Origin of the sequence: Pyxidicoccus caerfyrddinensis, from assembly GCF_010894405.1 — a bacterium.
In the GTDB taxonomy this organism is placed as follows: domain Bacteria; phylum Myxococcota; class Myxococcia; order Myxococcales; family Myxococcaceae; genus Myxococcus; species Myxococcus caerfyrddinensis.
The window spans coordinates 425,970-451,296 of sequence record NZ_JAAIYA010000001.1 but is presented as its reverse complement, the minus strand read 5'-3'; the positions used below and the strand labels follow the sequence as shown (position 1 = coordinate 451,296).

General features: G+C 70.6%; 21 protein-coding genes. 10 read left to right on the top strand and 11 right to left on the bottom strand.

The genetic code is table 11. From position 1 onward, the window contains the following. Positions 1-67: 67 nt before the first annotated feature. The 8 genes from G4D86_RS01585 to aroF all read right to left on the bottom strand — a co-directional run bounded on the left by G4D86_RS01585 (position 68) and on the right by aroF (position 8,197). The gene (locus tag G4D86_RS01585) at positions 68-1,369 is read right to left on the bottom strand and encodes a citrate synthase (protein ID WP_163988619.1); all 1,302 of its coding nucleotides are present in this window, start codon (positions 1,367-1,369) and stop codon (positions 68-70) included. Between the two features lie 76 nt (positions 1,370-1,445). Then, the gene (locus tag G4D86_RS01580) at positions 1,446-2,738 is read right to left on the bottom strand and encodes a 3-phosphoshikimate 1-carboxyvinyltransferase (RefSeq protein ID WP_205519424.1); all 1,293 of its coding nucleotides are present in this window, start codon (positions 2,736-2,738) and stop codon (positions 1,446-1,448) included. Then, positions 2,735-3,808: a 3-dehydroquinate synthase gene (locus tag G4D86_RS01575; RefSeq protein WP_163988615.1), complete on the bottom strand. Its 1,074-nt coding sequence runs from the start codon at positions 3,806-3,808 to the stop codon at positions 2,735-2,737. The genes G4D86_RS01580 and G4D86_RS01575 overlap by 4 nt, the downstream gene beginning before the upstream one ends. Continuing rightward, a complete protein-coding gene (gene aroC, locus G4D86_RS01570; protein ID WP_163988613.1) occupies positions 3,805-4,824 on the bottom strand; it encodes a chorismate synthase in 1,020 nt (339 codons plus the stop codon). Before aroC ends, G4D86_RS01575 begins: the two co-directional genes overlap by 4 nt. Beyond that, positions 4,821-6,092 (bottom strand): shikimate dehydrogenase, encoded by a 1,272-nt coding sequence (locus G4D86_RS01565; protein ID WP_163988611.1) that lies wholly within the window; start codon positions 6,090-6,092, stop codon positions 4,821-4,823. The genes aroC and G4D86_RS01565 overlap by 4 nt, the downstream gene beginning before the upstream one ends. Next, positions 6,089-6,691 carry a shikimate kinase gene (locus tag G4D86_RS01560; protein ID WP_163988609.1) on the bottom strand — a complete coding sequence of 201 codons (603 nt, stop codon included), beginning with the start codon at positions 6,689-6,691 and terminating at the stop codon, positions 6,089-6,091. The genes G4D86_RS01565 and G4D86_RS01560 overlap by 4 nt, the downstream gene beginning before the upstream one ends. Further along, positions 6,672-7,361 (bottom strand): bifunctional demethylmenaquinone methyltransferase/2-methoxy-6-polyprenyl-1,4-benzoquinol methylase UbiE, encoded by a 690-nt coding sequence (gene ubiE, locus G4D86_RS01555; RefSeq protein WP_163988607.1) that lies wholly within the window; start codon positions 7,359-7,361, stop codon positions 6,672-6,674. Before ubiE ends, G4D86_RS01560 begins: the two co-directional genes overlap by 20 nt. Next, positions 7,358-8,197: a 3-deoxy-7-phosphoheptulonate synthase gene (aroF, locus tag G4D86_RS01550; RefSeq protein WP_275899088.1), complete on the bottom strand. Its 840-nt coding sequence runs from the start codon at positions 8,195-8,197 to the stop codon at positions 7,358-7,360. The genes ubiE and aroF overlap by 4 nt, the downstream gene beginning before the upstream one ends. A gap of 182 nt (positions 8,198-8,379) precedes the next feature. Between aroF and G4D86_RS01545 the strand changes: the two genes are divergently transcribed. From G4D86_RS01545 to menE, 6 genes are all read left to right on the top strand, one after another. Next, positions 8,380-9,690, top strand: a complete 1,311-nt coding sequence (locus G4D86_RS01545; protein WP_163988605.1) for an isochorismate synthase — start codon at positions 8,380-8,382, stop codon at positions 9,688-9,690. Continuing rightward, positions 9,674-11,443, top strand: a complete 1,770-nt coding sequence (gene menD, locus G4D86_RS01540; protein WP_163988603.1) for a 2-succinyl-5-enolpyruvyl-6-hydroxy-3-cyclohexene-1-carboxylic-acid synthase — start codon at positions 9,674-9,676, stop codon at positions 11,441-11,443. The genes G4D86_RS01545 and menD overlap by 17 nt, the downstream gene beginning before the upstream one ends. Beyond that, on the top strand, positions 11,434-12,297 hold the full coding sequence (gene menH, locus G4D86_RS01535; RefSeq protein ID WP_163988601.1) for a 2-succinyl-6-hydroxy-2,4-cyclohexadiene-1-carboxylate synthase: 864 nt from the start codon (positions 11,434-11,436) through the stop codon (positions 12,295-12,297). Before menD ends, menH begins: the two co-directional genes overlap by 10 nt. Beyond that, on the top strand, positions 12,294-13,217 hold the full coding sequence (locus G4D86_RS01530; RefSeq protein WP_163988599.1) for a 1,4-dihydroxy-2-naphthoate polyprenyltransferase: 924 nt from the start codon (positions 12,294-12,296) through the stop codon (positions 13,215-13,217). The genes menH and G4D86_RS01530 overlap by 4 nt, the downstream gene beginning before the upstream one ends. 9 nt (positions 13,218-13,226) lie before the next feature. After that, positions 13,227-14,387 (top strand): o-succinylbenzoate synthase, encoded by a 1,161-nt coding sequence (gene menC, locus G4D86_RS01525; protein ID WP_163988597.1) that lies wholly within the window; start codon positions 13,227-13,229, stop codon positions 14,385-14,387. A 70-nt stretch (positions 14,388-14,457) separates the two neighbouring features. Beyond that, a complete protein-coding gene (gene menE / locus G4D86_RS01520) occupies positions 14,458-15,939 on the top strand; it encodes an o-succinylbenzoate--CoA ligase (protein ID WP_163988595.1) in 1,482 nt (493 codons plus the stop codon). 157 nt (positions 15,940-16,096) lie between these two features. On the opposite strand, the gene G4D86_RS01515 is transcribed toward menE, so the two are convergent. Beyond that, positions 16,097-16,309: a hypothetical protein gene (locus G4D86_RS01515; RefSeq protein ID WP_163988593.1), complete on the bottom strand. Its 213-nt coding sequence runs from the start codon at positions 16,307-16,309 to the stop codon at positions 16,097-16,099. Positions 16,310-16,962: 653 nt separating this feature from the next. Here G4D86_RS01515 and mhpA point away from each other — a divergent pair. Continuing rightward, positions 16,963-18,588 carry a bifunctional 3-(3-hydroxy-phenyl)propionate/3-hydroxycinnamic acid hydroxylase MhpA gene (mhpA, locus tag G4D86_RS01510; protein WP_163988591.1) on the top strand — a complete coding sequence of 542 codons (1,626 nt, stop codon included), beginning with the start codon at positions 16,963-16,965 and terminating at the stop codon, positions 18,586-18,588. 109 nt (positions 18,589-18,697) lie between these two features. Here the strand turns inward: mhpA and G4D86_RS01505 are convergent, their stop codons facing one another. Continuing rightward, on the bottom strand, positions 18,698-19,441 hold the full coding sequence (locus tag G4D86_RS01505) for a hypothetical protein (RefSeq protein ID WP_205519423.1): 744 nt from the start codon (positions 19,439-19,441) through the stop codon (positions 18,698-18,700). A gap of 5 nt (positions 19,442-19,446) precedes the next feature. Further along, the gene (locus G4D86_RS01500) at positions 19,447-21,603 is read right to left on the bottom strand and encodes a PilZ domain-containing protein (protein WP_205519422.1); all 2,157 of its coding nucleotides are present in this window, start codon (positions 21,601-21,603) and stop codon (positions 19,447-19,449) included. Between the two features lie 393 nt (positions 21,604-21,996). Here G4D86_RS01500 and G4D86_RS01495 point away from each other — a divergent pair, with 393 nt between their 5' ends. The 3 genes from G4D86_RS01495 to mdh all read left to right on the top strand — a co-directional run bounded on the left by G4D86_RS01495 (position 21,997) and on the right by mdh (position 25,166). Next, a complete protein-coding gene (locus G4D86_RS01495) occupies positions 21,997-22,554 on the top strand; it encodes a histidine kinase (protein WP_240359984.1) in 558 nt (185 codons plus the stop codon). A 335-nt stretch (positions 22,555-22,889) separates the two neighbouring features. Further along, positions 22,890-24,188, top strand: coding sequence for an NADP-dependent isocitrate dehydrogenase (icd, locus tag G4D86_RS01490; protein WP_163988587.1), 1,299 nt, complete (start codon positions 22,890-22,892; stop codon positions 24,186-24,188). Between the two features lie 33 nt (positions 24,189-24,221). Further along, complete coding sequence (mdh, locus tag G4D86_RS01485; protein ID WP_163988585.1) at positions 24,222-25,166, top strand: malate dehydrogenase; 945 nt, start codon at positions 24,222-24,224, stop codon at positions 25,164-25,166. Positions 25,167-25,327: the final 161 nt, after the last annotated feature.

The window sequence follows — 25,327 nt, the reverse complement described above, 5'->3', positions numbered from 1 at the left end:
TCGCGGGTTCCTCGCCCCTCTTCACTTCAGGCCCGCGCTGCTGCCGCGCGGGCCCGTGCGGCGCCGGTTACTTCGCGGCGCGCTTGTCCATGGCGATGTAGTCGCGGCGCTTGGAGCCCGTGTACACCTGACGGGGACGGGCAATCTTCTGCTCCGGGTCCGTCACCATCTCCTCCCACTGCGCGCACCAGCCCACCGTGCGGGGGATGGCGAAGAGCACCGGGAACATCTCCACCTGGAAGCCCATCGCCTCGTAGATGAGGCCCGAGTAGAAGTCGACGTTGGGGTACAGCTTCCGCTTCACGAAGTACTCGTCCTGGAGGGCGATCTTCTCCAGCTCCAGGGCGATGTCGAGCAGCGGGTTCTTGCCCGTCACCTCGAAGACCTCGTCCGCCACGCGCTTGATGACCTTGGCGCGCGGGTCGTAGGACTTGTAGACGCGGTGGCCGAAGCCCATCAGCTTCTTCTCGCCCTCGCCGCTCTTCACCGACTTGATGAAGTCCGGGATCTTCGAGATGTGGCCGATCTCGCGGAGCATGCGGAGCACCGCCTCGTTGGCGCCGCCGTGCAGCGGGCCGTAGAGGGCGCCGATGCCCGCCGTGACGGCCGAGTACGGGTCCACCTCGGAGGAGCCGACGGTGCGCACGGACGTGGTGGAGCAGTTCTGCTCGTGGTCCGCGTGGAGGATGAAGAGCACGTCCAGCGCGCGCTCCAGCACCGGGTGCACCTTGTAGGTGGTGGTGCCGATGCGCTTGATCATCGCCAGGAAGTTGGCGACGTAGGACAGGTCGTTGTCCGGGTAGATGTACGGCAGCCCCATGCTGTGCCGGTAGGAGAACGCGGCGATGGTGGGCATCTTCGCGATGAGGCGCGTGATCTGGATGCGGCGGCTGCGCTCGTCCTTGATGTTCTTCGCGTCCGGGTAGAAGCCGGAGAGGGCGGCGACGGTGGAGCCCAGCATGGACATGGGGTGCGAGTCGTAGCGGAACCCGTCCATGAAGGACTTCACGTTCTCGTGCACGTAGGTGTGATGCGTGACGAGGTGGATGAACTGCTCGAGCTCCTTCGGCGTGGGCAGCTCGCCGTTCAGCAGGAGGTACGCGACCTCCAGGAAGCTGGACTTCTCCGCGAGCTGCTCGATGGGATAGCCGCGGTACTCGAGGATGCCCTTGTCACCGTCGATGAAGGTGATGGCGCTCTTGCAGTTGGCCGTGTTGAGGAACGCCGGGTCGTAGCCCATCAGCCCGAAGTCTTCTTCACTGGCTTTGATCTGGCGGAGAGCGTTGGTGCGAATACAGCCGTTCTCGATCGGGACTTCGTACGTCTTCCCGGTCCGATTGTCGGTGATCGTCAGCGTGTCCTTGGCCATGGGCGCAGATTTCACAGGGCGCAGAGCGCTTTCAACAAAAAAGAACGATAAGTCCGTAGGGCGGACACTGATGGTTCTACTGCGCGCCAGAAATAAGAGCGCCCGAACGCTCGAGTTGGCGCCAGAAGCCGGGAAAACTCTTCTCCACGCACTCGGGGCCGGTGAGCAGGAGTGGCGTACCGGACAGCACACACAGTGTGGCTGCCGTCATCGCCATCCGGTGGTCGCCCCGGCTGTCCATCTCGAAACGCGCGGGAGGCGCGGCGGGGGGACGGATTTCGAGTGACTCCCCCTGGAGGTCCGTGGTGCCTCCAATGGCCGCCACGAGCGAGCGGATGCCCTCCAGGCGGTCGCTCTCCTTCACGCGGAGGATGCCCACCTCCGTGAGGGTGGACGGGGCGGGCAGGACGCACGCGAGCGCCGCCAGCGTGGGCAGCAGGTCCGGGCATTCCTTCCCGGAGGCCCGCAGGCCGCCGGACAGCCGTCCCTCGACCTTCAGGGTGTGGAGCGGCCCGGCGGGCACGGCCTTCAGGCCCACCTGCTCGATGAGGCGGACGATGGCGTCGTCCGGGTGTGCGCTGCCGGTGTCCGCCCGCTCGACGGTGCCGCCGGCCTTCCAGGAGATGAGCAGCAGGTAGCCCAGGGAGGACCAGTCGCCCGGCAGCGAAGGGACGCTCGGGGGCGCCGCGTACCCGGCCACGGTGTAACGCGACGGTGACTCCTGGATGACGAAGCCGAAGCGCTTCAGCCACGTCACCGTGAGCTCCAGGTACCCGGCGCTCGTCAGCGGGCCTTCGATTTCCACGCTCCAGGCACGGCGCTCGCGCAGGTACAGCGCCGCGCAGCCCAGCAGCAGGCTGGAGGCGTACTGGCTGCTCTGCGCGCCCGGCACCCGGAATACCGGCGCCACGGCGGTGGTGTCCCGGGGCGCGCGCAATTCCACCGGCCAGGGCTTGCCCTCCGTGAGGGAGAGGCCCGCGGACCCGAGCGCGTCGCGCAGCGAGGTGAAGAGCGGGCCATGAGGACGCTCGCCCAGGCGGGGCGTGCCGGTGAAGCGCACGTGAACGCCGGGCGTCACCGCGGCCTGGGTGACGAGGATGCGAAAAGGGGCGCCACCGTCCGCGCAGTCCACGTCGCGCACGGGGCCCGGGGGCTGGCGCAGGGCCTCCACGCCCCGGCGCAGCACGCGCACGTCGGCGGGCAGGTCCTCGTCCGGCTCGGCCTGCACGGAGGGCAGCGGCCACGCGCCGGTGAGGTGGCCCAGGACCAGCGCCCGCTGCGCGTCCGACTTGGAAACGGGCGGGGTGAGGGGCGCGGCGCGCAGGCCGGCCGGGTCCACGAGGATGCGGGACACGCTCGTCGAGCTCATGGGCGGATACCTTTCGTCCAGGCGGGCCACAGCTCGCGCCAGGTGCTCTCGGCGACGTCGCGCACCTCGGTGGAGCCGATGGCGGTCAGCAGCACCATGCGCAACTCGCCCGCGCTGCCCGCCTTCTTGTCCGCGTTGAGCAGCGTCACGATGTCCTTCATCAGCGCGCGGCGGAGCAGGGCGGCGGCGCGCTCGCGGCCCTGGACACCGGGGCCATTGGCGAGGGCGGCTTCCGCCTGGGCGGCCACGGGCTCGGGCGTCACGCCGAGGCGGCGGCCCACGTCCAGGGCCAGCAGCATGCCCAGGCCCACGCCGTCACCGTGCGACAGCTTGAAGCGAGAGACGCTCTCCAGCACGTGGCCGAAGGTGTGGCCGAAGTTGAGCACGCGCCGCAGGCCCTGGTGCTCGTACGGGTCCTGCGAGCAGACGCGCTCCTTGAGGCCGCGCGCGTCCTTCACCAGCTTCTCCAGCGCGGGCGGCTTGCGGACGTAGCGGCGGAAGAGGGAGGCATCGAGGCTGATGACCATCTTCCACGCCTCGAGCGAGCCCTCGCGCACCTGCGTCTCGGAGAGGGTGGTGAAGAACTCCGGGCAGAGCCAGCCTTCCTCCGCGTAGTGGAAGACGCCGGCGGGGTTCTTCACCACGCGCCCGCGCACCATCATGTCCACCGCGCCCTTGCCGCCGAGGCTGCTATCCACCGCCGCCAGCAGCGTGGTGGGCACCTGCACCAGCCGCACGCCGCGCTTGAGCAGGTGCGCGGCCACGGTGGACACATCGCCCACGGTGCCGCCACCCACGGCCAGCAGCGTGCCGGAGCGCGGCAGGGACAGGCCCCCCGCGAGCACCTTCTCCAGCGCGGTGAACGTCTTGGCGCTCTCGCCGCCGGTGAGCTGGATGATGGCGCGCGGACGGCGGGCCTCCAGCGTGGAGATGAGCGCCGGGTGCAGCTTCGCCACGGTGCGGTCCACCACCGCCACGCTGCCTTCGGGGAGGCTCGCGGAGAGCCGGGCGAAGGTGCCCCAGCGGTCGACGGGAGGACGGTAGGCGCCGGGAGGAAGGAAGCTGCTCATAGCGTGTGGGGCCGGGCGTTCAGTTGGAGGACGAGGTCGGCGATGACCAGCGACACCATCGCCTCCAGCACGGGGACGGCGCGGGGCATGATGCACGGGTCATGGCGCCCGCCCTTCGCGTGGTCCATCAGCGTGGCGGGCGGCTTGAAGAACGCGCGCACCTGCATGGGCTCGCCATTGGCGAGGCCGCCCTGGATGCCACCGTAGGCGTCCTTCACCGAGTGGAAGACGGTGCCGGGCTGGCCGATGCGCTGGAGCAGGTCCGGCGGCCCCCACACGACGCCCGTCACCGCGCCGATGCTGCCGAGCGCCTGCGCGATGAGCGCCTTGATCTTCCCGAAGATGGGCTCGCCCAGGCCCACGGGCAGGCCCTCCACGCGCACGTCGATGGAGCCGCCCAGGCTGTCACCGGCCTCCTTCGCGGCGAGGATGCGGCGGGACATCTCGTCGCGGAGGGCGACGTCCGGGCAGCGCGTGGCGTGCGCGTCCACCTGCTCGCGCGTGAGGCCGGGCGCGGGCACGGCGGACACGAGGTCCCCCACCTGGGACACGTACGCGACGGTGCGGATGGAGGGCAAATCACGGGCGAGGTACGCCTCGGCGACCGCGCCGCCGATGACGCGGCAGAGCGTCTCGCGCCCGCTGGTGCGGCCGCCGCCTCGGTGGTCGCGGTGCTTGAAGCGCTCGCGCCACACGGCGTCCGCGTGGCCGGGGCGGTCCTCCTGCTTCAGCTTTTCGTAGTCGCCCGAGCGCTGGTTGGTGTTCCGGACGATGGCGGCGATGGGCGTGCCCAGCGTCTTGTCCTCGAACACGCCGGAGAGGATTTCCACCTGGTCGGGCTCGCTGCGGGCGGTGACGAGCGCGGACTGGCCGGGGCGGCGGCGGTCCAGGGCGACCTGAATCTGCTCGCGGGTGAGGGGCACGCCGGCGGGACAGCCGTCGATGATGGAGCCGAGCGCGGGCCCATGGCTCTCGCCAAAGGTCGTCAAACGGAGGAGGGTGCCAAAGGTGTTCATGTCGCGGACTCCCAGAGCTGGCGCTGCCGCCGGGCCTGCGCCACGAACCACGCCGCGCCCAGCAGGACCGGCGTCCCGCCACGGCGTTGAATCTCCGCGGCGATGCGCCGACCCGGTGCACCGTATGCGATCACCGCGACGCGCGCCTTATTGAAACGGAGTTGCTCCGGCGGGGCCACGCGGTCCGGCCACGTCCACACGCCCGCCCCGGTCACCGGGGCCCGGATGTCGGCGCGGCGTAACACGCGCAGGTTGCAGCCAATCTCCCCCGCCACGGCTCGCATCGCCGCGGTGGCGCCGCCGTCACCCAGCACGAAGGCGTCCATCGCGTTGAGCCGGTCCAGCACCGTGAGGGCGCCGTACGTGTCGGTGTTGAAGGACTCCCAGCGGTTGGCCCGGCGCACCAGCGTGTTGATGGCCTGCAGCGGCGAGCGCGTGTGCTGCGCGAGCCGGAGCTTGAAGGGGCTGGTGACGGCGAAGCCCGCGTAGTGCGGCAGCAGCGAGTCCACGAGCGTCTCGACGGGCGCGTCCTCGGGGAGGTCGATGCGGTCGAACGGCTGCCGGTGGATGCGCGGCGAGCGCGAGTGGGCAATGGAAGTGCCGAGGATGCCCAGCCGCAGGGGCGGGTCCAGCGTCAGGCGGTCCGCCCCGCGCATCTCCCGGACGACGTCGTCGAGCAGCCGCTGCCCCGGCGCCGCGGCCCAGGTGCCTCCCGTCGCCACGTAGTCGAGCACGTTGTTGCGCGCCAGCACCGCCCGCGCCGGCAGCGCCACCGGGCCCATGCCGAGCACGGTGACTCGCGTCACGCCAAAGCGTTGCATCAGCAACCACTGTGTCTCCAGCAACGTGCGCAGGTGCTCCGGCCCGTGCATGGGCTCCACGTGCTTCACCAGGGCATCTGGCGGCAGCTCGCGCTCCCACAGCTTCAGGGCCTCCGCGGTGGACAGCTGGCGCTCCGCGTGGTGCGACGCGAGCAGCTTTCCAGCGGGAGCATCGAGCGCGCCCTCACGTCCCCGGGTGTCCTTCAAGTCACGGTCCACGCGCCAGGCAGCGGAGACCCAGGCGGGCGGCAGGGGCTTGCCCCGCTCGGAGACGAGCAACGGGAGTACCTGCGCGAGCGCCTCGACGTCGATGGCGTCGGGAGCGTGCAAATCGGTGCGAAGCTCGAGCACGTCCGCGCCCCTGCGCTGACCGTCGCGCGCGAAGTGCACGGCGCCAAGGCCGAGCACGGTAGGGGGCAGGGTGACGACGCGACGGGCGGGCGTCACGGAAGGACCTCGGTGGTGAGGCAGCCCCGGAGGAAATCCACCAGAGCCACCGTGGGGACGCGAGCGTGGAGTGCCTCTCGCTCATGGAACACGGCGGACAATTCGTCTTCCAGCGAGAGCTCGGGGCGCAGGCGCGGGCGCGTCCGGTCCCTGAGCAGGCGCTCGCGGTACGTGTCGAAGCTGATGGGGACGAGCAGCGTGAACAGGCCCGTCAGTGCCTCCGCATGGTGGGAGAGGAAGCCGCCTCCCAGGGACACCAGCCCACCGGGCGGCAGCTCCAACAGGGTGCTGCGCTCGGCGGCGCGGAACTCCGCCGGTGCCTCGACCACCCACCTGCGCAGCGGGCGGCCGTGGATGCGCTCCAGGTGCGCATCCAGGTCCAGTCCCGTTCTGCCAAGCAACCCGCCTACCAGGGGCAGCAGGCGTGTCTTGCCCGCGCTCCGGTGGCCGGCAATCGCCACCGTCTGCCCGGGTGCCGGCAGCAGGGCGGGCCCGGGAAGGGCGAGCGCTTCGCGAAGCCCCGGCGCGAGCCGGGGGTCGACGGAGGCGAGCGTCAGTTCAACGAGGCGCTTTCGCTCCTCAGCGGACGGTGCCGACATAGACGTAGGCAGTGCCGAACGTCAGCGGGTGGGCGGCCCGCTCCGAGTACGCGCCGGACTGCTCCATCAGCTCCACGAACTTGTCCCCACTGGGGAAGGCCGCGGAGGTGCGGGGCAGGTACTCGTACGCGGCGCGGTTGCCGGTCAGCAGTCCGCCGACGGCGGGCATGATGGTCTTGCTGTAGAAGCGGAACAGCCCGCCGAAGACGCCGTCGGGCTGACCGAACTCCAGCACCACCACGCGGCCGCCGGGGCGCACCACGCGGGCCATCTCCTTCAGGCACTTCACCGGGTCATCCACGTTGCGGATGCCGAAGGCGATGGAGGCCACGTCGAAGGAGTTGTCCGCGAAGGGCAGGGCGAGCGCATCCGCCACCTGGAACTCCACCTGGAGGCCGGCCTTCGCCGCCTTGGCGGGGGCGCTCTCCAGCATCTCCGGGCAGAAGTCGGTGCCGACGACGCGGCCGGAGCCGCCCACCTTGCGCTTGAAGACCATGGCCAGGTCGCCGGTGCCGGTGGCGCAGTCGAGGACGGTGCTGCCCTCCTTCGCACCACTGAGACGCACGGCGGTCCGGCGCCACAGGCGGTGGACGCCGAACGAGAGGACCTCGTTCGTCACGTCGTACCGCGGAGCGATGGAAGAAAACATCTGACGGACTTCGGTGCTCATCGAGCCCTCGCGACCTGGGCCGGACCTTCCGGCCTCCAAAGGTGTCGGTCCACCGCTCCTAGCACGGCTGGCAGCCGGCGCATCAACGTCTGGAAGCGCTCGGGTGTCAGGGCCTGGTGGCCGTCGCACATTGCCTGCTCCGGCCGGGGGTGGACTTCAATCAACAATCCATCCGCCCCTGCGGCCGCGGCCGCCAGCGACATGGGGAGGATGAGCTCCGGGACGCCCGTCGCATGCGACGGGTCCACGATGACGGGCAGGTGCGAGCGTTGCTTCGCCCATGCCACCGCCGCCAGGTCCAGCGTGTTGCGCAGCTCCGTCTCGAACGTGCGGATTCCGCGCTCGCACAGCATCACCTGCTCGTTGCCGCCGTCGAGGATGTACTCCGCCGCCAGCAGCCACTCCTGCATCGTCGCGGAAAGTCCCCGCTTGAGCAGAACCGGCCGGCGCGACTTTCCCAAAGCTCGTAGCAGCGAGTAGTTCTGCATGTTCCGCGCGCCCACCTGGAGGATGTCCGCGGACTCCTCCATGAGCGGCAGCTGCGAGGGCTCCATCACCTCGCTGATGATGGGCAGCCCGTGGCGGTGCCCGGCCTCGGCCAGCACGTGCAGGCCCGGCTCGCCCATGCCCTGGAAGGCGTAGGGACTGGTGCGTGGCTTGAATACGCCACCCCGGAGGATGTGGGCCCCGGCTGCGGCGACGGCCGCGGCGGCGCGATCCACCTGCTCCGCGCCCTCCACCGCGCACGGCCCCGCCATGACGACGAAGCCCGGGCCGCCGACCTCCACGGCGCCCACCTTGACGCGCGTGCCCTCGGGCCGCGAGGAACGCAGCACCTTCCTCGCGCCTGTGTCCCGCCCCGACACCGCCGGTGCGGGTGCGTCTGGCCGCTCGCCTCCCACGGACCCTCCAATTCATGGAGTTCAAGAGGTTTTGAACTCCTTGGTGCATGTATAGCCGAGATGGCTTAGAAGACAACCGAAGGTGATTGCGAGGCAATCATCGATGAGGAACGCTGATGAAGACGCTCAATCCCGTTGAGGGCCAGCGCTGGGTGGCCGGAATGATGCCCCTGGCGGTGGGGGATCCGCTGGCGGGAGCGGACGTGCTGGGCGTTCCATCGGTGTACTGGGAGCGGCCGCTGGCCCAGGAGGCCGCGGCCGGCTGGGGCGAGGCCGCGGTGGTGGTGGCGGAGGACGCGTCCCAGGCCCCGGCCGCGCTGGCGTCCCTGGGCGGCCTGTCGCTGCGCTGGGTGGGTGACGCGCCCGAGTCGATGCCCGGCCCCTGGTTCGGAGGAATGCGCTTCGGCGCCACCGGTGCGCCGGATGCGGCGTGGGACGCGCACGGTGTGGCGCGCTGGACACTGCCGGAGGTGCTGGTGTGGCGCGCCGACGCGGGCCTGATGGTGGCGGCCTTCGCGCCGGAGGGACGGGGTGGCGAGGACGCGGTGCGCTCGCGGCTGGAGCGGGTGCGCGCGTGCTTCCCGGAGACGTACCGGCACCCGAAGGGCGCTGCGGTGCCCCTGTCGCAGTCGTCGTCGCGTCCGGCCTTCGAGGCGCGGGTGGAGCGTTCGCTGGAGGCGATTGCCTCGGGCCACCTCCAGAAGGTGGTGCTGGCGCGCTCGCTGGACGTCGAAGGGCCGGCGGCCTTCGACGTGGTGGACGTGCTGTCGCGGCTGCGCGAGCAGAACCCTCGCTGCGCCACCTTCCTCTTCCGCGCTCCGGACGGGGCCTGCTTCCTGGGCGCCACGCCGGAGACGCTGTGCCGGGTGGACGGGCAGGTGCTCCAGACGGAGGCCCTCGCCGGCACGGCGGCGCCGGGACAGGCGGAGGGCTTGAAGGGGCACGACAAGGACCTGCGCGAGCACGACTCGGTGGTGCGCTACATCCTCGCGACGCTGCGCCCCCTGTCGGAGAAGGTGACGTCGGACTCGGAGCCCGCGCTGCTCACGTTGAAGAACGTGGTGCACCTGCGCACGGGTATCCGCGCGGACTTGAAGCCCGGAGTCACGGCGGCGCAGGTGGTGGCGGCGATGCATCCGACTCCAGCGGTGGGCGGCTTCCCGCGTGAGCGGGCGCTGTCATTCCTGGTGGAGCACGAAGGGCTGGACCGTGGCTGGTACGCGGGGCCGGTGGGCTGGGTGGGGCCGAAGCGCGCGCACCTGATGGTGGCGCTGCGGTCGGCGCTGGTGCGAGGGGCGAAGGCGCGGCTGTTCGTGGGCGTGGGGCTGGTGGCGGGCTCCACTCCGGAAGCCGAGTGGCGGGAGACGGAGATGAAGAGCCTGGCCATGTTGCGGGCGCTGGGAGGCGGGGATGTCGTCAGACGCTAACGTCAACGTTCTGTGGGCGCGCGCGTTGTTGGAAGAGCTGACGCGCGGGGGCGTGCGGCACGCGGTGGTGTGCCCGGGCTCGCGCTCGTCGCCGCTGGCGCTGGCGTGCGCGCGAGCGGAGGGGCTGCGGACCTGGTCCGTCATCGACGAGCGGAGCGCGGGCTTCTTCGCGCTGGGACTCGCGAAGCAGTCGCGGACCCCGGTGGTGCTGGTGGCCACGAGCGGTACGGCCGGCGCGCACTTCTACCCGGCCGTCATCGAGGCGTCGCTGGCCCATGTGCCGCTGGTGGTGCTGACGGCGGACCGGCCGCTGGAGCTTCAGGGGTGGGGCGCGCCGCAGACGGTGTCGCAGGCGCGCTTCTTTGGCGAGCACGCGCGCCTGTTCGCCGACCTGGGCCAGCCCGAGGCAAGTGACGTGGCCGTGGCCCACCTGCGCGCCACCGCCGCCCGTGCGGTGGCCACCGCGCTGCGCGCGCCACGAGGCGCCGTGCAGCTCAACGTGCCCTTTCGTGAGCCGCTGGCTCCGGTGGTGGAGCCCTTCGGTGAAGAGCGACTGTCCGCGCTGGCAAAGGTGGGCCGGCCCGGGGCGCCGCTCACGCGAATCGTCCCGCCCACGCCCGCGCCGGATGCGGCCGCGCTGGAGGACGTGCGCCGCCGCATCGTCGCCACCGAGCGGGGTGTCATCGTCTGCGGCCCGCGCGACGAGGCGGATGGCTTCGCGGAGGCCATCAGCGCGCTGGCGCAGGCGACGGGCTACCCGGTGCTGGCCGAGGCCACCTCGCAGGCCCGCTACGGCGGTGGCCCGCTCACCGTGTCGCACTACGACGCGCTGCTGCGCCACGCGCCCTTCGCGAAGGCGCACCGTCCAGAGTTGGTGCTTCGCTTCGGCGGAGGGCTGACGCCCAAGGTGCCGCAGCAGTGGCTCGACGCGTCTGGCGCGGACATCGTCCTCTTCAGCGACGGCGGCGCGCTGTTCGACCCGGCGCACCGGGCGGCGCTGGTGGTGGAGGGCTCGGCGGTGGCTGCGTGCGAGGCGTTGACGCGCGGCCTCTCGCGCGGCGCGGGGCCGTGGGCGCGGAGCTTCCTGGGCGCGGAGCGGCTGGCGCGCGCGGAACTGGAGTCCGCCTTCGCCGAGCAGCCCGAGGTGCTCAACGAGCCGCGCATCGCACGCGAGGTGGTGGCGGCGCTGTCGTCCGGGGTGCCGCTCTTCGTGTCCAGCAGCATGCCCATCCGCGATGTGGACGCCTTCGCTCCGGCGGGCACGGTGCCGCTGCGGGTGCTGGCGAATCGCGGGGCGAACGGCATCGACGGCATCGTCTCCAGCGCGCTCGGCATGGCCGCGGCGGCGGGGCGGCCGGCGGTGCTGCTCACCGGGGACCTGGCGCTGCTGCACGACGTGGGCGCCTTCGTTACCGCGTCGCGTGCACGGCTGTCGCTCACCGTCGTCGTGGTGAACAACGACGGCGGCGGCATCTTCTCGTTCCTGCCGGTGGCCCAGGCGGCGCGGCCGGACGACTTCGAGTCCCTCTTCGGCACCCCGCATGGGGTGGACCTGTCCCACGCGGCCGCGCTCGGCGGGGCGCGCCTGCACCGGCCCCGGACGCCCACGGCGCTCCGCGCGGCGGTGCGCGAGGGACTCGAGGGTGGACTGCATCTGGTGGAGGTGCGGGTGGACCGCGCCGCCAACGTGGACGAGCACCGGCAGCTCTTCGCTCGGATGGCTGCCGCACTGGGAGACGGACCATGGGCGTGACGCTGGCATATGAGACGTGGGGCGAGGGCCCCCGGCCGCTCGTGCTGCTGCACGGCTTCACGGGCAGCCGGAGCTCCTTCGACGACCTGCGCCCCTTCCTGGGCCGCGCGGTGAAGGCCATCGCCGTGGACCTGCCAGGCCACGGGGCCACGCCGCTGCCGCAGCACACGGGGCGCGAGGGCTTCCTGGAGACGGTGGACGCATTGGTCGCGCTCGTGGACCGGCTGGGGCACGGGCCCGTGGATCTGCTGGGCTACTCGCAGGGCGCGCGCGTAGCGCTGGCGGCGGCCGTGCGCGCACCGGACCGGTTCGGCCGGCTCATCATGGAGAGCGGCTCGCCGGGCCTGCACCGCCGTCAGGAGCGCACGGCGCGGCGCGAGGCCGACGCGCAGCTCGCGGCCTTCATCCGCGCCCGGGGCGTGGATGCCTTCGTCGACCGCTGGGAGGCGCTGCCCCTCTTCGAAGGACTGCGCCAGTTGTCGCCCGAGCGCCGAGACGCCCTGCGCGCCCGCCGCCGCGCCTGCACGCCGGAGGGGCTCGCCGGAGCGCTGGAGTGCCTGGGCCTGGGTGTGCAGCCGGACTACTGGCCGGAATTGCACGCGCAGCGGCTGCCCACGCTGCTGCTCACCGGCGCGAAGGACGCGAAGTTCACCCAGACGGCGCGCCGCATGGCCGCGGAATTGCCGGTGGTGTGGCGTCACGCCTTCGCGGACTGCGGCCACGCACCGCACCTGGAGGCGCCGGAGGCGTACGCCCGCGAGGTGCTGGGCTTCCTCCAGACGCCCTGGTACGAGGCGCCGCAGTTCGACAGCCCCGCCGCCACGGTGGCGGGCGCGGGGAGGATGGGCTCGTGAGCACGTCGGTTCCTGGAGTCAATCCCTCGGTGGAGAAGCCGCGTCCCGGCCTGAAGCTCTGGGTGATGGCGGCGCGGCCGAAGACGCTGACGGCGGCGCTGGTGCCGGTGCTGGTGGGCACGGCGCTCGCGTTCGGTCTGGGCGTGGGACGTGCGCTTCCGGCGCTCGCGGCGCTGCTGGGCGCGGTGCTCATCCAGATTGGCACCAACTTCATCAACGACTACTACGACTTCAAGAAGGGCGCGGACACGCAGGAGCGGCTCGGTCCCAAGCGCGTCACGCAGAGCGGGCTCATCGCGCCGAGCACGGTGCTGGCCGGCGCGGCGGTGTGCTTCGGGCTGGCGACGGCGGTGGGCCTGTACCTCGTGGTGGTGGGCGGCTGGCCCATCATCGCGATTGGCGTCGCGTCGCTGCTGTGCGGCTTCGCGTACACGGGCGGACCCTTCCCGCTGGGCTACCACGGGCTGGGAGACCTGTTCGTCTTCATCTTCTTCGGGCTCGTGGCGGTGACGGGGACGTACTACGTGCAGGCGGGCACGGTGGACCCGGCCGCGTGGTGGGCGGCAGTCCCCGTGGGGGCCATCGGCACCGCGCTCATCGTGGTGAACAACCAGCGCGACGCCTCGACGGACGTGAAGGCAGGCAAGCGCACGCTGGTGGTGCGCTTCGGTACGGGTATGGGCCGCGCGGAGTACGTGCTGCTGCTCGTGCTGTCCTATGCCACGCCCTTCGCCATGTACGCGTTGGGGCAGGCAGGCCCCTGGGTCTTCCTGGCCCTGCTGAGTCTTCCGCTGGCGGTTCCACCTCTGAGGTTGATGCTGACCGCGCATGGGGCCGCGCTGAACCCGGCCCTGGGGGGAACGGCGCGGCTGCAGCTTGTTTACGGCCTGCTGTTCGCGTTGGGGCTGTACCTGAGATGATGTGAGCCCATGCGCATCGCCAAGGCGTCGTTCACCCCGTTGCGGCTGGAGCTGCTCCAGCCCCTGAAAACGTCCCGAAGCACCTATACGGCGCGCGAGGGATTCCTCGTGCGCCTGGAGGACGAAGCGGGACACGTGGGCCTTGGCGAGGCGATGCCGCTGCCGGAGTTCGGCACGGAGTCGCTCGCGGACTGCGGCGCCACGCTGGGGGCCTGGCTCGACGCGCTGAAGGGGCAGTTCCTCGGAGACTCGGTGCGCGCCATCGAGGACACACTGTCCCCGTTCCCGCCGGCGGTGGCGCGAGGTGACGGCGTGCGCATCCGCTCTCGCCAGACCACGCCGGAAGGGCCCATGCCCGCCTCGGAGCACGCGCTGGAGCTGGCGCTGCTGGACCTGCTGGCGCAGCGGCAGGGCGTCCCGCTGTGCTGGCTGCTGGCGGAGGAGGCGCGTACGGAGGTCGCGGTGAACGCGCTGCTATTCGGGGACGGGCCGGAGGCGCTGGCGGAGGATGCGCGCAAGGCCGTGGCCGAGGGCTACGGGACGTTGAAGCTGAAGGTGGCAGGCCGCTCGCTGGAGGACGACGAGCAGCGCGTGAAGGCGGTGCGCGAGGCGGTGGGGCCGGACGTGAAGCTGCGGCTGGACGCGAATGGCGGCTGGTCCGAGCCCGAGGCGAAGCGCGCGCTGGACAAGCTGGGCTGGTACGGCCTGGAGCTGGTGGAGCAGCCCACGCCGCCGGAGGACCTGGCGGCGCTGTGGCGGGTGCAGCGGAGGGCACCGTGCATGGTGGCGGCGGACGAGTCGCTCGGCTCGCCAGAGGCGCTGCGGGCACTGCTGGCGGTGGACCCGCTGATGGGCGGAGGCCCGGCGGTGGGCGCGGTGGTGCTCAAGCCGATGGTGCTGGGCGGGCTGCTGCCGTGCCTGGTGGTGGCGATGCGGGCGGCGCGACTGGGCATGCAGGCGTACGTCACCAGCTCGCTGGACGGAGTGGTGGCGCGGGCCGGCGCGACGCACCTCGCGGCGGCGCTGCCCTCGGGAGCGCTGGCATCGGGGCTCGCGGTGGGGCGCCTCTTCGCGCACGAGCCCGCCTCGCACCCGTATCGCCCCGTGCACGGGCACATCCGGCTGCCCCAGGCGCCCGGCCTGGGCCTGGCTCCCGAGACGGTGGGCTGACGGTGTTGGCGCCGTCCGAGCCGCGCCATGGCAACGGACGGACACGGCCCATGGAACCCGAGGCCCGAGGATGACGGACCCGAAGACCGGTGATGCTGGACCCCGAGGCGGTTGGACCTGTCCCATCCGCGAAGGAGCCCACAGGCACCCGGAGGCGGAGGCGCTCACCTTCGCCGGCAGCGCGTGGACGTACCGGGCGTTGGACGCGGAGGTGGGCCGGTGGGTGAGGGCCCTCGAGGACCGGGGCGTCGGCGCCGGGGACCGGGTGGCGCTGCTCGCGACGAACCATGTGGCGTCCGTGTGCCTCTTCTGGGCCCTGGGGCGCCTGGGCGCCGTGCTGGCCCCCCTCAATGCGCGCCTCACGCGGGTGGAGCTGGCGCCGCTGGTGGAGGATGTGGAGCCCCGCCTGGTGCTCGCCCTGGGCGCATTGCTGGACCGGCTCCCCGGCACGGAGCCCCTGGAGTCCTTCGTCGCCCCTCACCTCACGCCATCCCTCACGTGTGGGCCACTGACGGAGGACGCGCCCAGGGTGGTCCTCTTCACGAGCGGGACGACGGGGCGACCCAAGGGGGCGGTGCTCACGGAGGGCAACTTCCGGGCCTCCTCCCGGGCCTCCGCGGCGAACCTGGGCGCACATCCCGCGCCCCGCTGGCTGGGCACGCTGCCCCTCTTCCACGTGGGCGGACTCGCCATGCTCACGCGCACCGCCTACGAGGGCGGCGCACTCATCCTCCACGACCGCTTCGACGCGGACGCGGTCAACCGGGCCATCGACGCGCAGGGCATCTCGCACGCGAGCCTCGTGGCCACCACGCTGGAGCGCGTCCTGGACGCGCGCGGTGACCGGCCCGTGCCGCCGACCTTCCGGCTGGCGCTCATCGGCGGAGGCCCGGTCCCCGTCCCGCTGCTGGCGCGCGCGCGAGCCGCGGGACTGCTGGCGCTCCAGACCTACGGCCTCACGGAGGCGTGCTCCCAGGTGACCACGGAGCGCCCCGGCGAAGCCGACGGCCGCACTGCAGGACCTCCGCTCCCCGGCATGCACGTTCGCATCGTCGGCGAGGACGGCACCGCGCAAGGCCCCGGCGAGGAAGGGGACATCGAGGTGCGCGGCCCCACGGTGATGGCTGGCTACTGGAAGCGCCCGGATGCCACGCGCGACGTCCTCCGGGACGGCTGGCTGCGTACGAAGGACGTGGGCGTGCTCGACGGGCACGGTCGCCTCACCGTGCTCTCACGCCGCACGGACCTCATCGTCCGGGGGGGAGAGAACCTCTACCCCGCGGAGATTGAAGCGGTGCTCGCCAACCACCCGGCGGTGCAGGAGGCCGCGGTGGTGGGCGTGCCGGACGCCCGCTGGGGCGAAGTCCCGGTGGCCTTCCTCGCGCTCCGCGCCGGCCAGCCCATGCCCTCGGCCGAGGCACTGGACGCGTGGTGCCGCCAGTCGCTCGCGGGCTTCAAGACGCCCGCGCGCTTCACCTGGGTGGACGCGCTCCCACGCAACGCCATGGGCAAGGTCGAGCGCACCGTGCTCCGCCAGCGCTCCATCGGCTGACGCGGGAAGCCTGATTCTGGAGTCAAAGTCGAGACCGGGGGCCGCGCTCCCGTCCCTCGGGTGAGGGCGGAGGAGGGGCCTTGCCGCGGTCTCCCGCGCTGACCGGGCCCTGGCGCCGTCGAAGGAGGACGGGCCGGGCTTCAGGAGCGCGAGGCGCTCAGCACTCGGAGGCGGGGTGGCCCCAGGGGTTGGTGCGCGGGTACGCCCGCAGCATCGCGTTCAGCCGGTACGCCGCCGCCACGGTGGCGCTGCTGCCGGGCCGGCGGGCCGTGAGGGCTCCCCGGCTCATGGCCGCGCCCAACCGGGCGGCCTGCATCGCCAGCTGCCGCTCCACTTCGGGGGACCAACGGGGGAACTCGAGCCATTCCATCTGTCTGCTCCTTGAGGAACTGCGGAGCCTGCATCCAACCCCCATAAGCCCTGGAAATCACGACGCCGCGCGTTGGAGTGGGGCGTCACTGCCGAGTTCCCGACAGGGGGCTCGCGTCACGGTTCCGCCATGTTGGCTGCCGGGCAGGCGAGGCCTCATCCCGCAGCGCACCGCGTCGTCCCGCCCGGGCGCAATCTTGAAGCCTCCAAGGAATGGCAGACACCAGGTTGCGGTGGTGCCTGCCCCTGGCCGGGTGCCATCCCACTCAGGGCATTGAGACACGCCGTCGTCATTCGGCAACGATTCCGGGAAGGCGAAACTCAGACATGCAAGGTATTTCCGCTCGTGCGTTCAAATAGATGAAGCGGTTGGTGGGGGACACAGGACGCGGTGGGGTCGCTCCGGAGCGCGGGCCGCTCGGAGCGGAGGGCCACCAGGCAGTGGGGAGTGGGGCCGGTTTCCGAGGGGAAAACAGGTGATGCGGGGAAAAGGATGGGTTCAGGCAGTCCGGCGCCGGTCCGCTCAGCATTCGACGGGAGTCAGAATCGGACCGGAGGGGTTGTCAGGTTGTCTTGATATCTTTATCTCCCAGGTCAAGGGGGGAATCGGCTCAAAGGCAGATCAGCTCGCAGGTCGCGCAACGGGAGGCGGACATGGCTCCAGAGTCTGTTGATGTCATCATCGTCGGGTGTGGGCCTGTGGGAGCGATGGCTGCGAACCTGCTGGGGCAGCACGGGGTGCGCACCCTCGTCGTCGAGCGGGAGCCAGCGCCCCACGGTCAGTCCCGCGCCATCAGCGTGGATGACGAGGCGCAGCGCATCTTCCAGTCGGTGGGCCTCGTGGACGAGCTGGGGCCGGGCTTCTTCCCGTGCCGGCTCCTGAAGTACCTGGACGACGAGCTGCGCTCGCTGGCGGAGGTGGACTTCACGAAGGTGGACCAGCCCTTCGGTCACTTCGTGGGCGCGTTCTTCCAGCAGCCTCGGCTGGAGGCCGCGCTGCGCAAGGGCATGGCGCGCTTCCCCCACGTGAGCCTCTGGCAGGGCCACGAGGTCGAGTCCTTCGTGCAGGACGACGAGGGCGTGACGGCGCGGGTGAAGGAGTGCGCGAGCGAGCACGCCGTGACGGTGCACGCCCGCTACCTGCTGGCCTGCGACGGCGCGCACAGCGCCATCCGCCGGCGCCTGGGGCTGAAGCTCGAGGGGACGACGGCGCTGGAGCACTCGCTCGCCATCACCGTGGCCACCTCCACTCCGGACCCGGAGTTCACGGCGTACCTCTGCGGCCCCAAGCGCCGCGGCTTCATCACCCGCACGGCGCGCGACGAGATGCGCTTCGACATCATCCTCGCGCCGGACGAGGACCTGGAGGCGGCGCGCCAGCCCGAGTTCGTGCGGAGCCTCATCGCGCACTACCTGGACCCGGCGTCGGTGAAGGTCCGTTCCGCCAACGTGTACTCGTACCACAGCCGTCTCGCGGAGAAGTGGCGGGTGGGCCGGGCGTTCCTGCTCGGAGACGCCGCGCACCTGATGCCGCCCTTCCTGGGGCAGGGGCTGTGCGCGGGCTTTCGGGACGCGGCGAACCTGGCGTGGAAGCTGGGCCTGGTGCTCGGGGGCGCGGCGGATGCATCCCTGCTGGACACCTACGAGCAGGAGCGGCGCGCGCACGTGGCGGAGGTCATCCGCAGCTCGGACGCCATGGGCAAGGTGATGATGACGGGCGGCAAGGTGCTGGCCCGGGCGCGCAACGCCCTCATCCAGCTGCTCTACCGCCTGCCCGTCACCGGTGACTTCATCCGCCAGTACAAGGTCAAGCCGATGATGCCGCTGGAGGAAGGCTTCCTCGTCAACGCCCGCCGCGCGAAGAAGGACGCCCCGGAGGGCACCTACTTCCCGCAGCCGCGCGTGGCGCTGCCGGACGGAAATTCCGCCCTGCTGGACGACGTCCTCGGCGAGGGCTTCGCGGTGCTGACCCGCCCCGGGGCTTCACTGGAAGCGCAGCGCGAGGCCCGGACGCTGGCGGCGGAACTGGGCGCGCGCTGGCTGCCGGTGTCCGCGGCGGAGCGCACCGGTTCCATCCGGGCGGAAGGGGTGGTGGACGTGGAGGGCCGGCTCGGCGCCTGGTTCGCGCGGCACGCGGCGGACCTCGTGGTGCTCCGCCCGGACCGCTACGTCTACGGCACGGCGGGAGGTGGGGACCTGGGGCACCTGCAGGGCTCGCTGCGCGGACGCATCCGCCCGCTGGCGCGCCGGAGCCGCGGCGAGGTCCGCCGCGCCGGGTGAACCGGAGCGTGTCCATCCTCGCTGGAAGGGCAGGGGACTGAAAAAGCCACGGGCGCCGCGGGCACACTCGTGCCCGTGACGCCCGCGAGGCTTCAGGAACTGTGGGAGCTCAGGCGGCGGCGGACTTCAGCATCTGCTCGGCGCGCTCCACGCAGTCGGCCATGAAGTTCAGGTAGATCTCCAGCGCGCGCGCGCCGGTGCGGCCGACGATGGGAGCCGCCTCGGGCACCTGGCCCAGCAGCTTGCCCAGCATGTACTCGTTGAGCGCGGTGTGGCCCACGTCGATCTCCGCGTGCTCCTTCACGAAGGACATCGCCTCCATGATGTCCTCGCCGAGCACGCGCTTCGCCTGGTCCATCAGACCGGGGGCGAACACCACGGACAGGTTTTCGATCTCGTACTCGATGGCGACCTGCGAGGCCGGCATCGGACCGACGATGGTCTCCTCGTGGATGGCGCGATAGTCCTTCATCGCCTGGGTGGGGGCCTGGGCAATCAGGGCCTCCGCGTCCAGCTTGGGCGTGCGGTGCTTGTTCCACCGGGCCACGAGGGACTTGGTGTCCTCGATCATCATCAGGTGATGACCTTCCTCGTGCTTGGCGTGGGTGGTCAGCTTCTCGCCGACCTCGACCAGGCCCATCTTCACCGTCGCCTCACCCGCGCGGCGGATCCACCCGTCCACGGGCTCCGTCATGTACACGCCCAGGGAGTTGAGCTGGATGAGGAAGCCTTCCACCAGCGCCGGATTCACATTCGGGTCCAGCAGGGCCTTCAGCGCGGGGTTCGTCTTGAGCCGCTCACGCGCCTCCTTGACGTGCGGGACGTACAGCTCCTCCACGAGTTTCTTGCTCATTTCAATTACCCTTGGCGAGTGGTGAGAGCGCTGCGGCGCCCGATGGTCAGTTCACTGATGTGCTCGAGGAAGTCCGGGATCAGCTTCGAGGAGATGATCCACATGTACGGATCAGGCCCCGCGTGGATGCCGGCCTCCTGCACGTACTCCCCCCCTTCGTCCTCACAGATGTAGTGGAACGAAGTGCGACGGCGCGCGGAGTACCAGCGACGAGCGGCATCAACCAGCGCGACATATGCGGACGGCCCCGCCTCGGTCAGCGAGAACAGGCGGGCCATGTCCAACAGACTGTAGAGATTGGTACCCAGCTGGCCCATCTCCACGACGGCGGCGGCCACCGGAACACCCCCGCGGCGCGCGACCAGGACCTCGCGCTCACGCTCCAGGCCGAACTCCTTCCAGCGGGCCTGGACGGGACGCATGTCGATGCGGTCGCGGGTGAAGTCGAGCGCCTCGGCGTAGCAGGTGGGGCGCGTGCGGGCGATGGTGTCCGACAGCAGCGTCAACTCGTTCGGCGTGGCGGAGCCCACCGAGAGTCCGTCGAAGGTGCGGCCCGTCAGCTCGAGGCTGAAGACGTCGAGCATGTGCACCTTGCGGGTGAAGGCCAGGCCGGCGCCCGTCTCCATCTGCCGCTCGGCGTACCGGACGTGCGCCTTGGCAATCCACGGGTTGAGGGCCTCGACGTAGGCCACCACCCACTTGAAGTCCGGGTCGCTCTGCGGGTGCTCGAAGGTGCGCAGGTACAGGTCGCGCATGATCTGCCCCGGCTCCGTCACGTTGGAGGGCGGCTTGCCGGGGCGCTTGGCGACCTGGTGCCCCATCCACGCGTGGCGGTAGGGCTTCATGAAGGACAGCGTCGCCTCCAGCCCGCGCTCGGACGGCCACACCGCCTGGCAGAACAGCTGCGGAATCTCGGCGGCCCGCTTCGCCATGGTGCGGAAGGCCAGGCGCAGCTCCTCGAACTCCTCGGCCGACTTGCCCGCGAGGCTGAAGAAGCCGGAGCGGGTGAAGAGGTCCCACAGCCCGTCCTCCAGGTTCTCACTGGTGCGGGTGTTGGGGGAGGCCGCCTGCGACACGAAGCGCACCCAGCGCGCCTCGTCGGAGGAGTAGGGCAGCACGCTCAGGCCGCACAGCACCGTGCCGTCCGCGCGCACGCTGCTGACGTAGCGGATCTCCCCGCGCAGGGTGATGACCTGGTCGTTGTCCGTGCGCAGCTCGAGCATGGGCGGCAGCAGGCCCGGGAACACGAGGTCCTCCGGGCGGCAGCGCACGCACATGCCGGAGAAGGACAGGTCCACCACTTCGCGGGACAGCTCGCCCAGCTCCCGCCACAGCGGGTGGTGGAAGCGCACGCTGACGCCGGCGGGGGCCGGAACGCGGCGGTGCCACCGGTGACGGATGCGGAAGAGCTTCTCGGGCAGCGGGGTGAGGAGACGGTCGCCCTCGGCCGTGCCCACGTCCAGCTTCATCCGGTACGCGCTGTTGTAGCCGATGACGTCGATGTCGAAGGGCGCCTCGCCCCACTCGGCCACCGGCTCCTCGGTCCGCCACTCCAGCTGCGAGGTGGAGGGGTTGAAACGCTCGAGCACCATGCGCACCGTGCGGCCCATGCGGCGCAGCACGCCCTTGTTACCGGAGGCGCAGATGGACACCAGGATGGAGCGCACGCGCTCGGCCTGGTCGATGGTGTCCTGCACCGGCAGCACCGACGCGGCCGGCTCCGCCACGCCGCGCTTCAGCGCGTCCGCCAGCAGGGAGAGGATCTGCCGGCCCTGCTCCAGCGTCACACCCACCAGCTGCAGGCCCACCGGCGCGTTCGGCGTCTCCGCGTCCGTGCGGATGAACGCACCGCGGATGGGGCCGAGCGTCACGCCACAGCCGGACAGGTACACCGGCAGCGTGCGCAGCTCCGACGTGTCCACCGGGCCATGCGGCATCACCCACACCACCGTGGGGGACAGCCGCGTCACCTCACCGATGGAGACGTCCGGCGTCCCCAGCGAGCAGGTGATGGCGTCGGCGCCCGTGCCGTGCAGCGAGTAGCCCGAGTCATCCAGGGCCGCCTCGGCCGGCGGCAGCGGAATCACATTGAAGAGTGCATCACGGCTGACGAACTCCAACGTCCGCTTGGTGGAACTGGAGTGCGGATTTCCCCCTTCCATAGGCAGGAGCCCCTTTCTCCGGTGCTGAGGAACGCCTGATGCGGATGTCGAAGTTGCAAGCACAGTCCCTCCCTGCTCCAGCGGTTCTGCGGTCGGCGGCGAATCGCTATAGGTCCGTATCATACGGATTCAGAAGGAACAGTCAAACCGAATTTATCCAGCCACGCTGTTTTCTGGCTGGCGGGAATGTAGGGCCGTGGGTCGGGGGTGACAGGTCATTTTCCGAGTCCCACGAAACGTGAGTGCCCTGGAGTGAACAACATCACGGCGATGTTGTCGCGCAACTGTAATGTCACAAGTCGGGCACGCTGTGCGTACTTTCTCGTAGTGAAATGGAGATCGTCAGACCCCCTCGTTAGAGTTGTTCCAGTCGGCCAGCGCGAGAGGTGAGGGATGAGTGCAGCAGTGAGCACGACGGGTGGGGCGCAGTCGGGGGAGCGGCTCGAGCAGGGTGGAACGGTGCGCGGCCCCGCGCTCGCACTGGTGGATTCCCCTGATCGCCTCCAGGTGGATGTGGCGGAGATGGCTCGCGGCGCGGTGGAGCTGCTGACCGCCACGCGCCGCCTCCATGGAGTGGAAGTCTCGCTGGAGCTGCCGGAGGACACCGTCCCCGCGCGCGTCAGCAGCCGGCGCATGCAGCAGGTGATGCTGCTCCTGCTGGCCCACGCCGCGGACGCGGCGAACGGGCAGGGTGTCCGTCTGGTGGTGGACGCTCCGGACGACTTCGGCGACGTGGGCCCGCGCTTCCAGGTGGTGGCGCCCGGGGCCTCGCTCTCGGAGCGCGAGGCGCAGGCCGTCTTCCTGTCGCCCATGCTGGTGGGGCCGCTGCACCGCCGGCTGGCCCGCGCGCGTGAGCTGGTGGAATCCGTGGGCGGCACGCTGGAAGTGGCCCGCGGCACCGGCATCACCGTGACGGTGGAGCTGCCCGCGCCCGGCATGTCGAGCTGGTAGTCGCTGTGCCCGCCGCGGTGATTCCGCGGCGGTGGAAGTGAAGACCTGGAGGACTGCTGCGCTCGCGCCGGTCCTCCATTCCCTCCGCACCCACGGCCGCCGCTCGTGGAGGCTGCACGCCGGAGGGAATGCCGCGCCTGTCGCCGGTTCTCGCGCTGCATCGCGCCTCCGTTCACTGCCGTATTGGGGCGCGCGTGGCGGACGTCCGCGCCGTGCCGCTGGCTCCGATAAGTCCTGCAACCTGGGCGGAAGGCCAAACTCCTTGACGGGAGGGGGCGGGTTTTCGACTATCCGCCGCCTCTTCTTACACGGCCACACCTTCCAGGAGTACGCCCATGGCGCCCCCGTCTTCCGGAGAGAAGATCTCCCTGCAGAACGGCAAGCTGTCCGTGCCAAACAACCCGATCATCCCCTACATCGAGGGAGATGGTACCGGCCGCGACATCTGGCGCGCGTCCCAAGCGGTCTTCGATGCCGCCGTCGAGAAGGCCTACAAGGGCCAGAAGAAGATTGCCTGGTACGAGGTCCTCGCCGGCGAGAAGTCCTTCAAGCAGGTCAACAACTGGCTGCCGGACGAGACGGTTGAGGCGTTCCGCACGTACCTCGTCGGCATCAAGGGCCCGCTGACGACGCCGGTGGGCGGTGGCATCCGCTCGCTGAACGTGGCGCTGCGCCAGATGCTGGACCTGTACGTCTGCCTGCGCCCGGTGCGCTACTTCAAGGGCGTCCCCAGCCCGGTGAAGACGCCGGACAAGGTGGACATGGTCATCTTCCGTGAGAACACGGAGGACATCTACACGGGCATCGAGTTCGAGGCCGGCACGCCCGCCGCCGAGAAGTTCCTGAACCTGCTGAAGCAGGAGTTCCCGAAGGAGTTCGGGAAGATCCGCTTCCCCACCAACGTGGGCGTGGGCCTGAAGCCCGTCTCCAAGGAAGGCACCGAGCGCCTCGTGCGCGCCGCCATCCAGTACGCGGTGGACCACAAGCGCAAGAGCGTCACGCTGGTCCACAAGGGCAACATCATGAAGTACACCGAGGGCGCCTTCCGCAAGTGGGGCTACGAGCTGGCCGCCCGCGAGTTCGGTGACAAGGTCTACACCTGGGACCAGTGGGAAGTGACGAAGGCGGCCAAGGGTGAGGACGCCGCCAACGCCGAGCAGAAGGCCGCCGTGGCCGCCGGCAAGGTCATCATCAAGGACTCCATCGCGGACATCACGCTGCAGCAGGTGCTCACGCGTCCGGACGAGTTCGACGTCATCGCCACGCTGAACCTCAACGGCGACTACCTGTCGGACGCGCTCGCGGCCCAGGTGGGCGGCATCGGCATCGCCCCGGGCGGCAACATCAACTACGTCACGGGCCACGCGGTGTTCGAGGCCACGCACGGCACCGCGCCGAAGTACGCGGACCAGGACAAGGTGAACCCGGGCTCGGTCATCCTCTCCGGCGAGATGATGTTCCGGCACCTGGGCTGGCACGAGGCCGCGGACCTGATGATCAAGGGCATGGACCGCGCCATCGCCAACAAGACGGTGACCTACGACTTCGCCCGCCTGATGAAGCAGGAGGGCCAGGGCACGGTCACCGAGGTGAAGTGCTCGGAGTTCGGTCAGGCCATCATCAAGAACATGTAGTCCCCATCCGGGGACCTGAGAGAGGACGAATCCATGGCTCAGAATCGCAAGAAGAAGATCGGCCTCATCGGCGGCGGCCAGATTGGTGGCAACCTGGCGCTGCTCGCCGTGCAGAAGCAGCTCGGCGACGTGATGCTCTATGACATCCCGGCCGCCGAGGGCATGGTCAAGGGCAAGGCGCTGGACATCAACCAGCTGTCCGCGGTGGACGGCTATTCCTGCCGCGTCACCGGCACCACGGACTGGAAGGACGTCGCCGGCTCGGACGTCATCATCATCACCGCCGGCGTGCCGCGGAAGCCGGGCATGTCCCGTGAGGACCTGCTCGAAATCAACCTGAAGATCATGAAGGACGTGGCGGCCAACATCAAGCAGCACGCCCCCAACGCCTTCGTCATCAACGTGGCCAACCCGCTGGACGCGATGGTGTTCGCGCTCCACAAGATCGCCGAGCTGCCGAAGCACATGGTGGCGGGCATGGCGGGCGTGCTGGATACCAGCCGCTTCAAGTGCTTCGTGGCCGAGGAGCTGGGCTGCTCCATCCGTGACGTGGAGGCGCTGGTGCTCGGCGGCCACGGCGACGACATGGTGCCGCTCGTGCGCCACAGCACCGTGGGCGGCGTGCCCCTGACGCAGCTGATCGCCAAGGACCGGCTGGACGCCATCATCAAGCGCACCCGCGAGGGCGGCGCGGAGCTGGTGGCGCTCTACAAGACGGGCAGCGCCTACTTCGCGCCCGCCGCGTCCTCCATCGCCATGGCGGAGAGCTACCTCTTCGACCGCAAGCGCGTGCTGCCGGCCGCGGCCCTGCTGGAGGGTCAGTACGGCATCAGCGGCTACTTCTTCGGCGCCCCGGTGCAGATCGGCGCGGGCGGCGTGGAGAAGGTCATCACCGTGGAGCTCGACGGTGAGGAGAAGGCCGCGCTGGAGAAGTCCTTCCAGTCGGTGAAGAAGACGGTGGACTCGGTCAAGCTGTAGTCCGTACCGGGCACTCGCGGCCCGCCGGAGACACCCGGCGGGCCCCTGGGCCTGATGCCGTGGATGACGCGGCCTTATCCTGGCCGGCGCCTTCATTGCGGCGGAGTTTCATCAAGTTATCTAGCCTGTAGATCTCGCACGGGATGTCCGGGCCCTGGCGC

Bases quoted from the DNA above. Each gene is read 5' to 3' on its own strand.
- menH (WP_163988601.1), top strand. From the start codon at position 11,434: ATGGGCGTGACGCTGGCATATGAGACGTGGGGCGAGGGCCCCCGGCCG.
- mhpA (WP_163988591.1), top strand. From the start codon at position 16,963: ATGGCTCCAGAGTCTGTTGATGTCATCATCGTCGGGTGTGGGCCTGTG.
- G4D86_RS01580 (WP_205519424.1), bottom strand. From the start codon at position 2,738: ATGAGCTCGACGAGCGTGTCCCGCATCCTCGTGGACCCGGCCGGCCTG.
- icd (WP_163988587.1), top strand. From the start codon at position 22,890: ATGGCGCCCCCGTCTTCCGGAGAGAAGATCTCCCTGCAGAACGGCAAG.
- G4D86_RS01585 (WP_163988619.1), bottom strand. From the start codon at position 1,369: ATGGCCAAGGACACGCTGACGATCACCGACAATCGGACCGGGAAGACG.
- ubiE (WP_163988607.1), bottom strand. From the start codon at position 7,361: ATGAGCACCGAAGTCCGTCAGATGTTTTCTTCCATCGCTCCGCGGTAC.
- G4D86_RS01500 (WP_205519422.1), bottom strand. From the start codon at position 21,603: ATGGAAGGGGGAAATCCGCACTCCAGTTCCACCAAGCGGACGTTGGAG.
- G4D86_RS01515 (WP_163988593.1), bottom strand. From the start codon at position 16,309: ATGGAATGGCTCGAGTTCCCCCGTTGGTCCCCCGAAGTGGAGCGGCAG.
- aroC (WP_163988613.1), bottom strand. From the start codon at position 4,824: ATGAACACCTTTGGCACCCTCCTCCGTTTGACGACCTTTGGCGAGAGC.
- G4D86_RS01545 (WP_163988605.1), top strand. From the start codon at position 8,380: ATGAAGACGCTCAATCCCGTTGAGGGCCAGCGCTGGGTGGCCGGAATG.
- menC (WP_163988597.1), top strand. From the start codon at position 13,227: ATGCGCATCGCCAAGGCGTCGTTCACCCCGTTGCGGCTGGAGCTGCTC.
- G4D86_RS01560 (WP_163988609.1), bottom strand. From the start codon at position 6,691: ATGTCGGCACCGTCCGCTGAGGAGCGAAAGCGCCTCGTTGAACTGACG.
- menE (WP_163988595.1), top strand. From the start codon at position 14,458: ATGACGGACCCGAAGACCGGTGATGCTGGACCCCGAGGCGGTTGGACC.
- menD (WP_163988603.1), top strand. From the start codon at position 9,674: ATGTCGTCAGACGCTAACGTCAACGTTCTGTGGGCGCGCGCGTTGTTG.
- G4D86_RS01495 (WP_240359984.1), top strand. From the start codon at position 21,997: ATGAGTGCAGCAGTGAGCACGACGGGTGGGGCGCAGTCGGGGGAGCGG.
- G4D86_RS01575 (WP_163988615.1), bottom strand. From the start codon at position 3,808: ATGAGCAGCTTCCTTCCTCCCGGCGCCTACCGTCCTCCCGTCGACCGC.
- mdh (WP_163988585.1), top strand. From the start codon at position 24,222: ATGGCTCAGAATCGCAAGAAGAAGATCGGCCTCATCGGCGGCGGCCAG.
- G4D86_RS01505 (WP_205519423.1), bottom strand. From the start codon at position 19,441: ATGAGCAAGAAACTCGTGGAGGAGCTGTACGTCCCGCACGTCAAGGAG.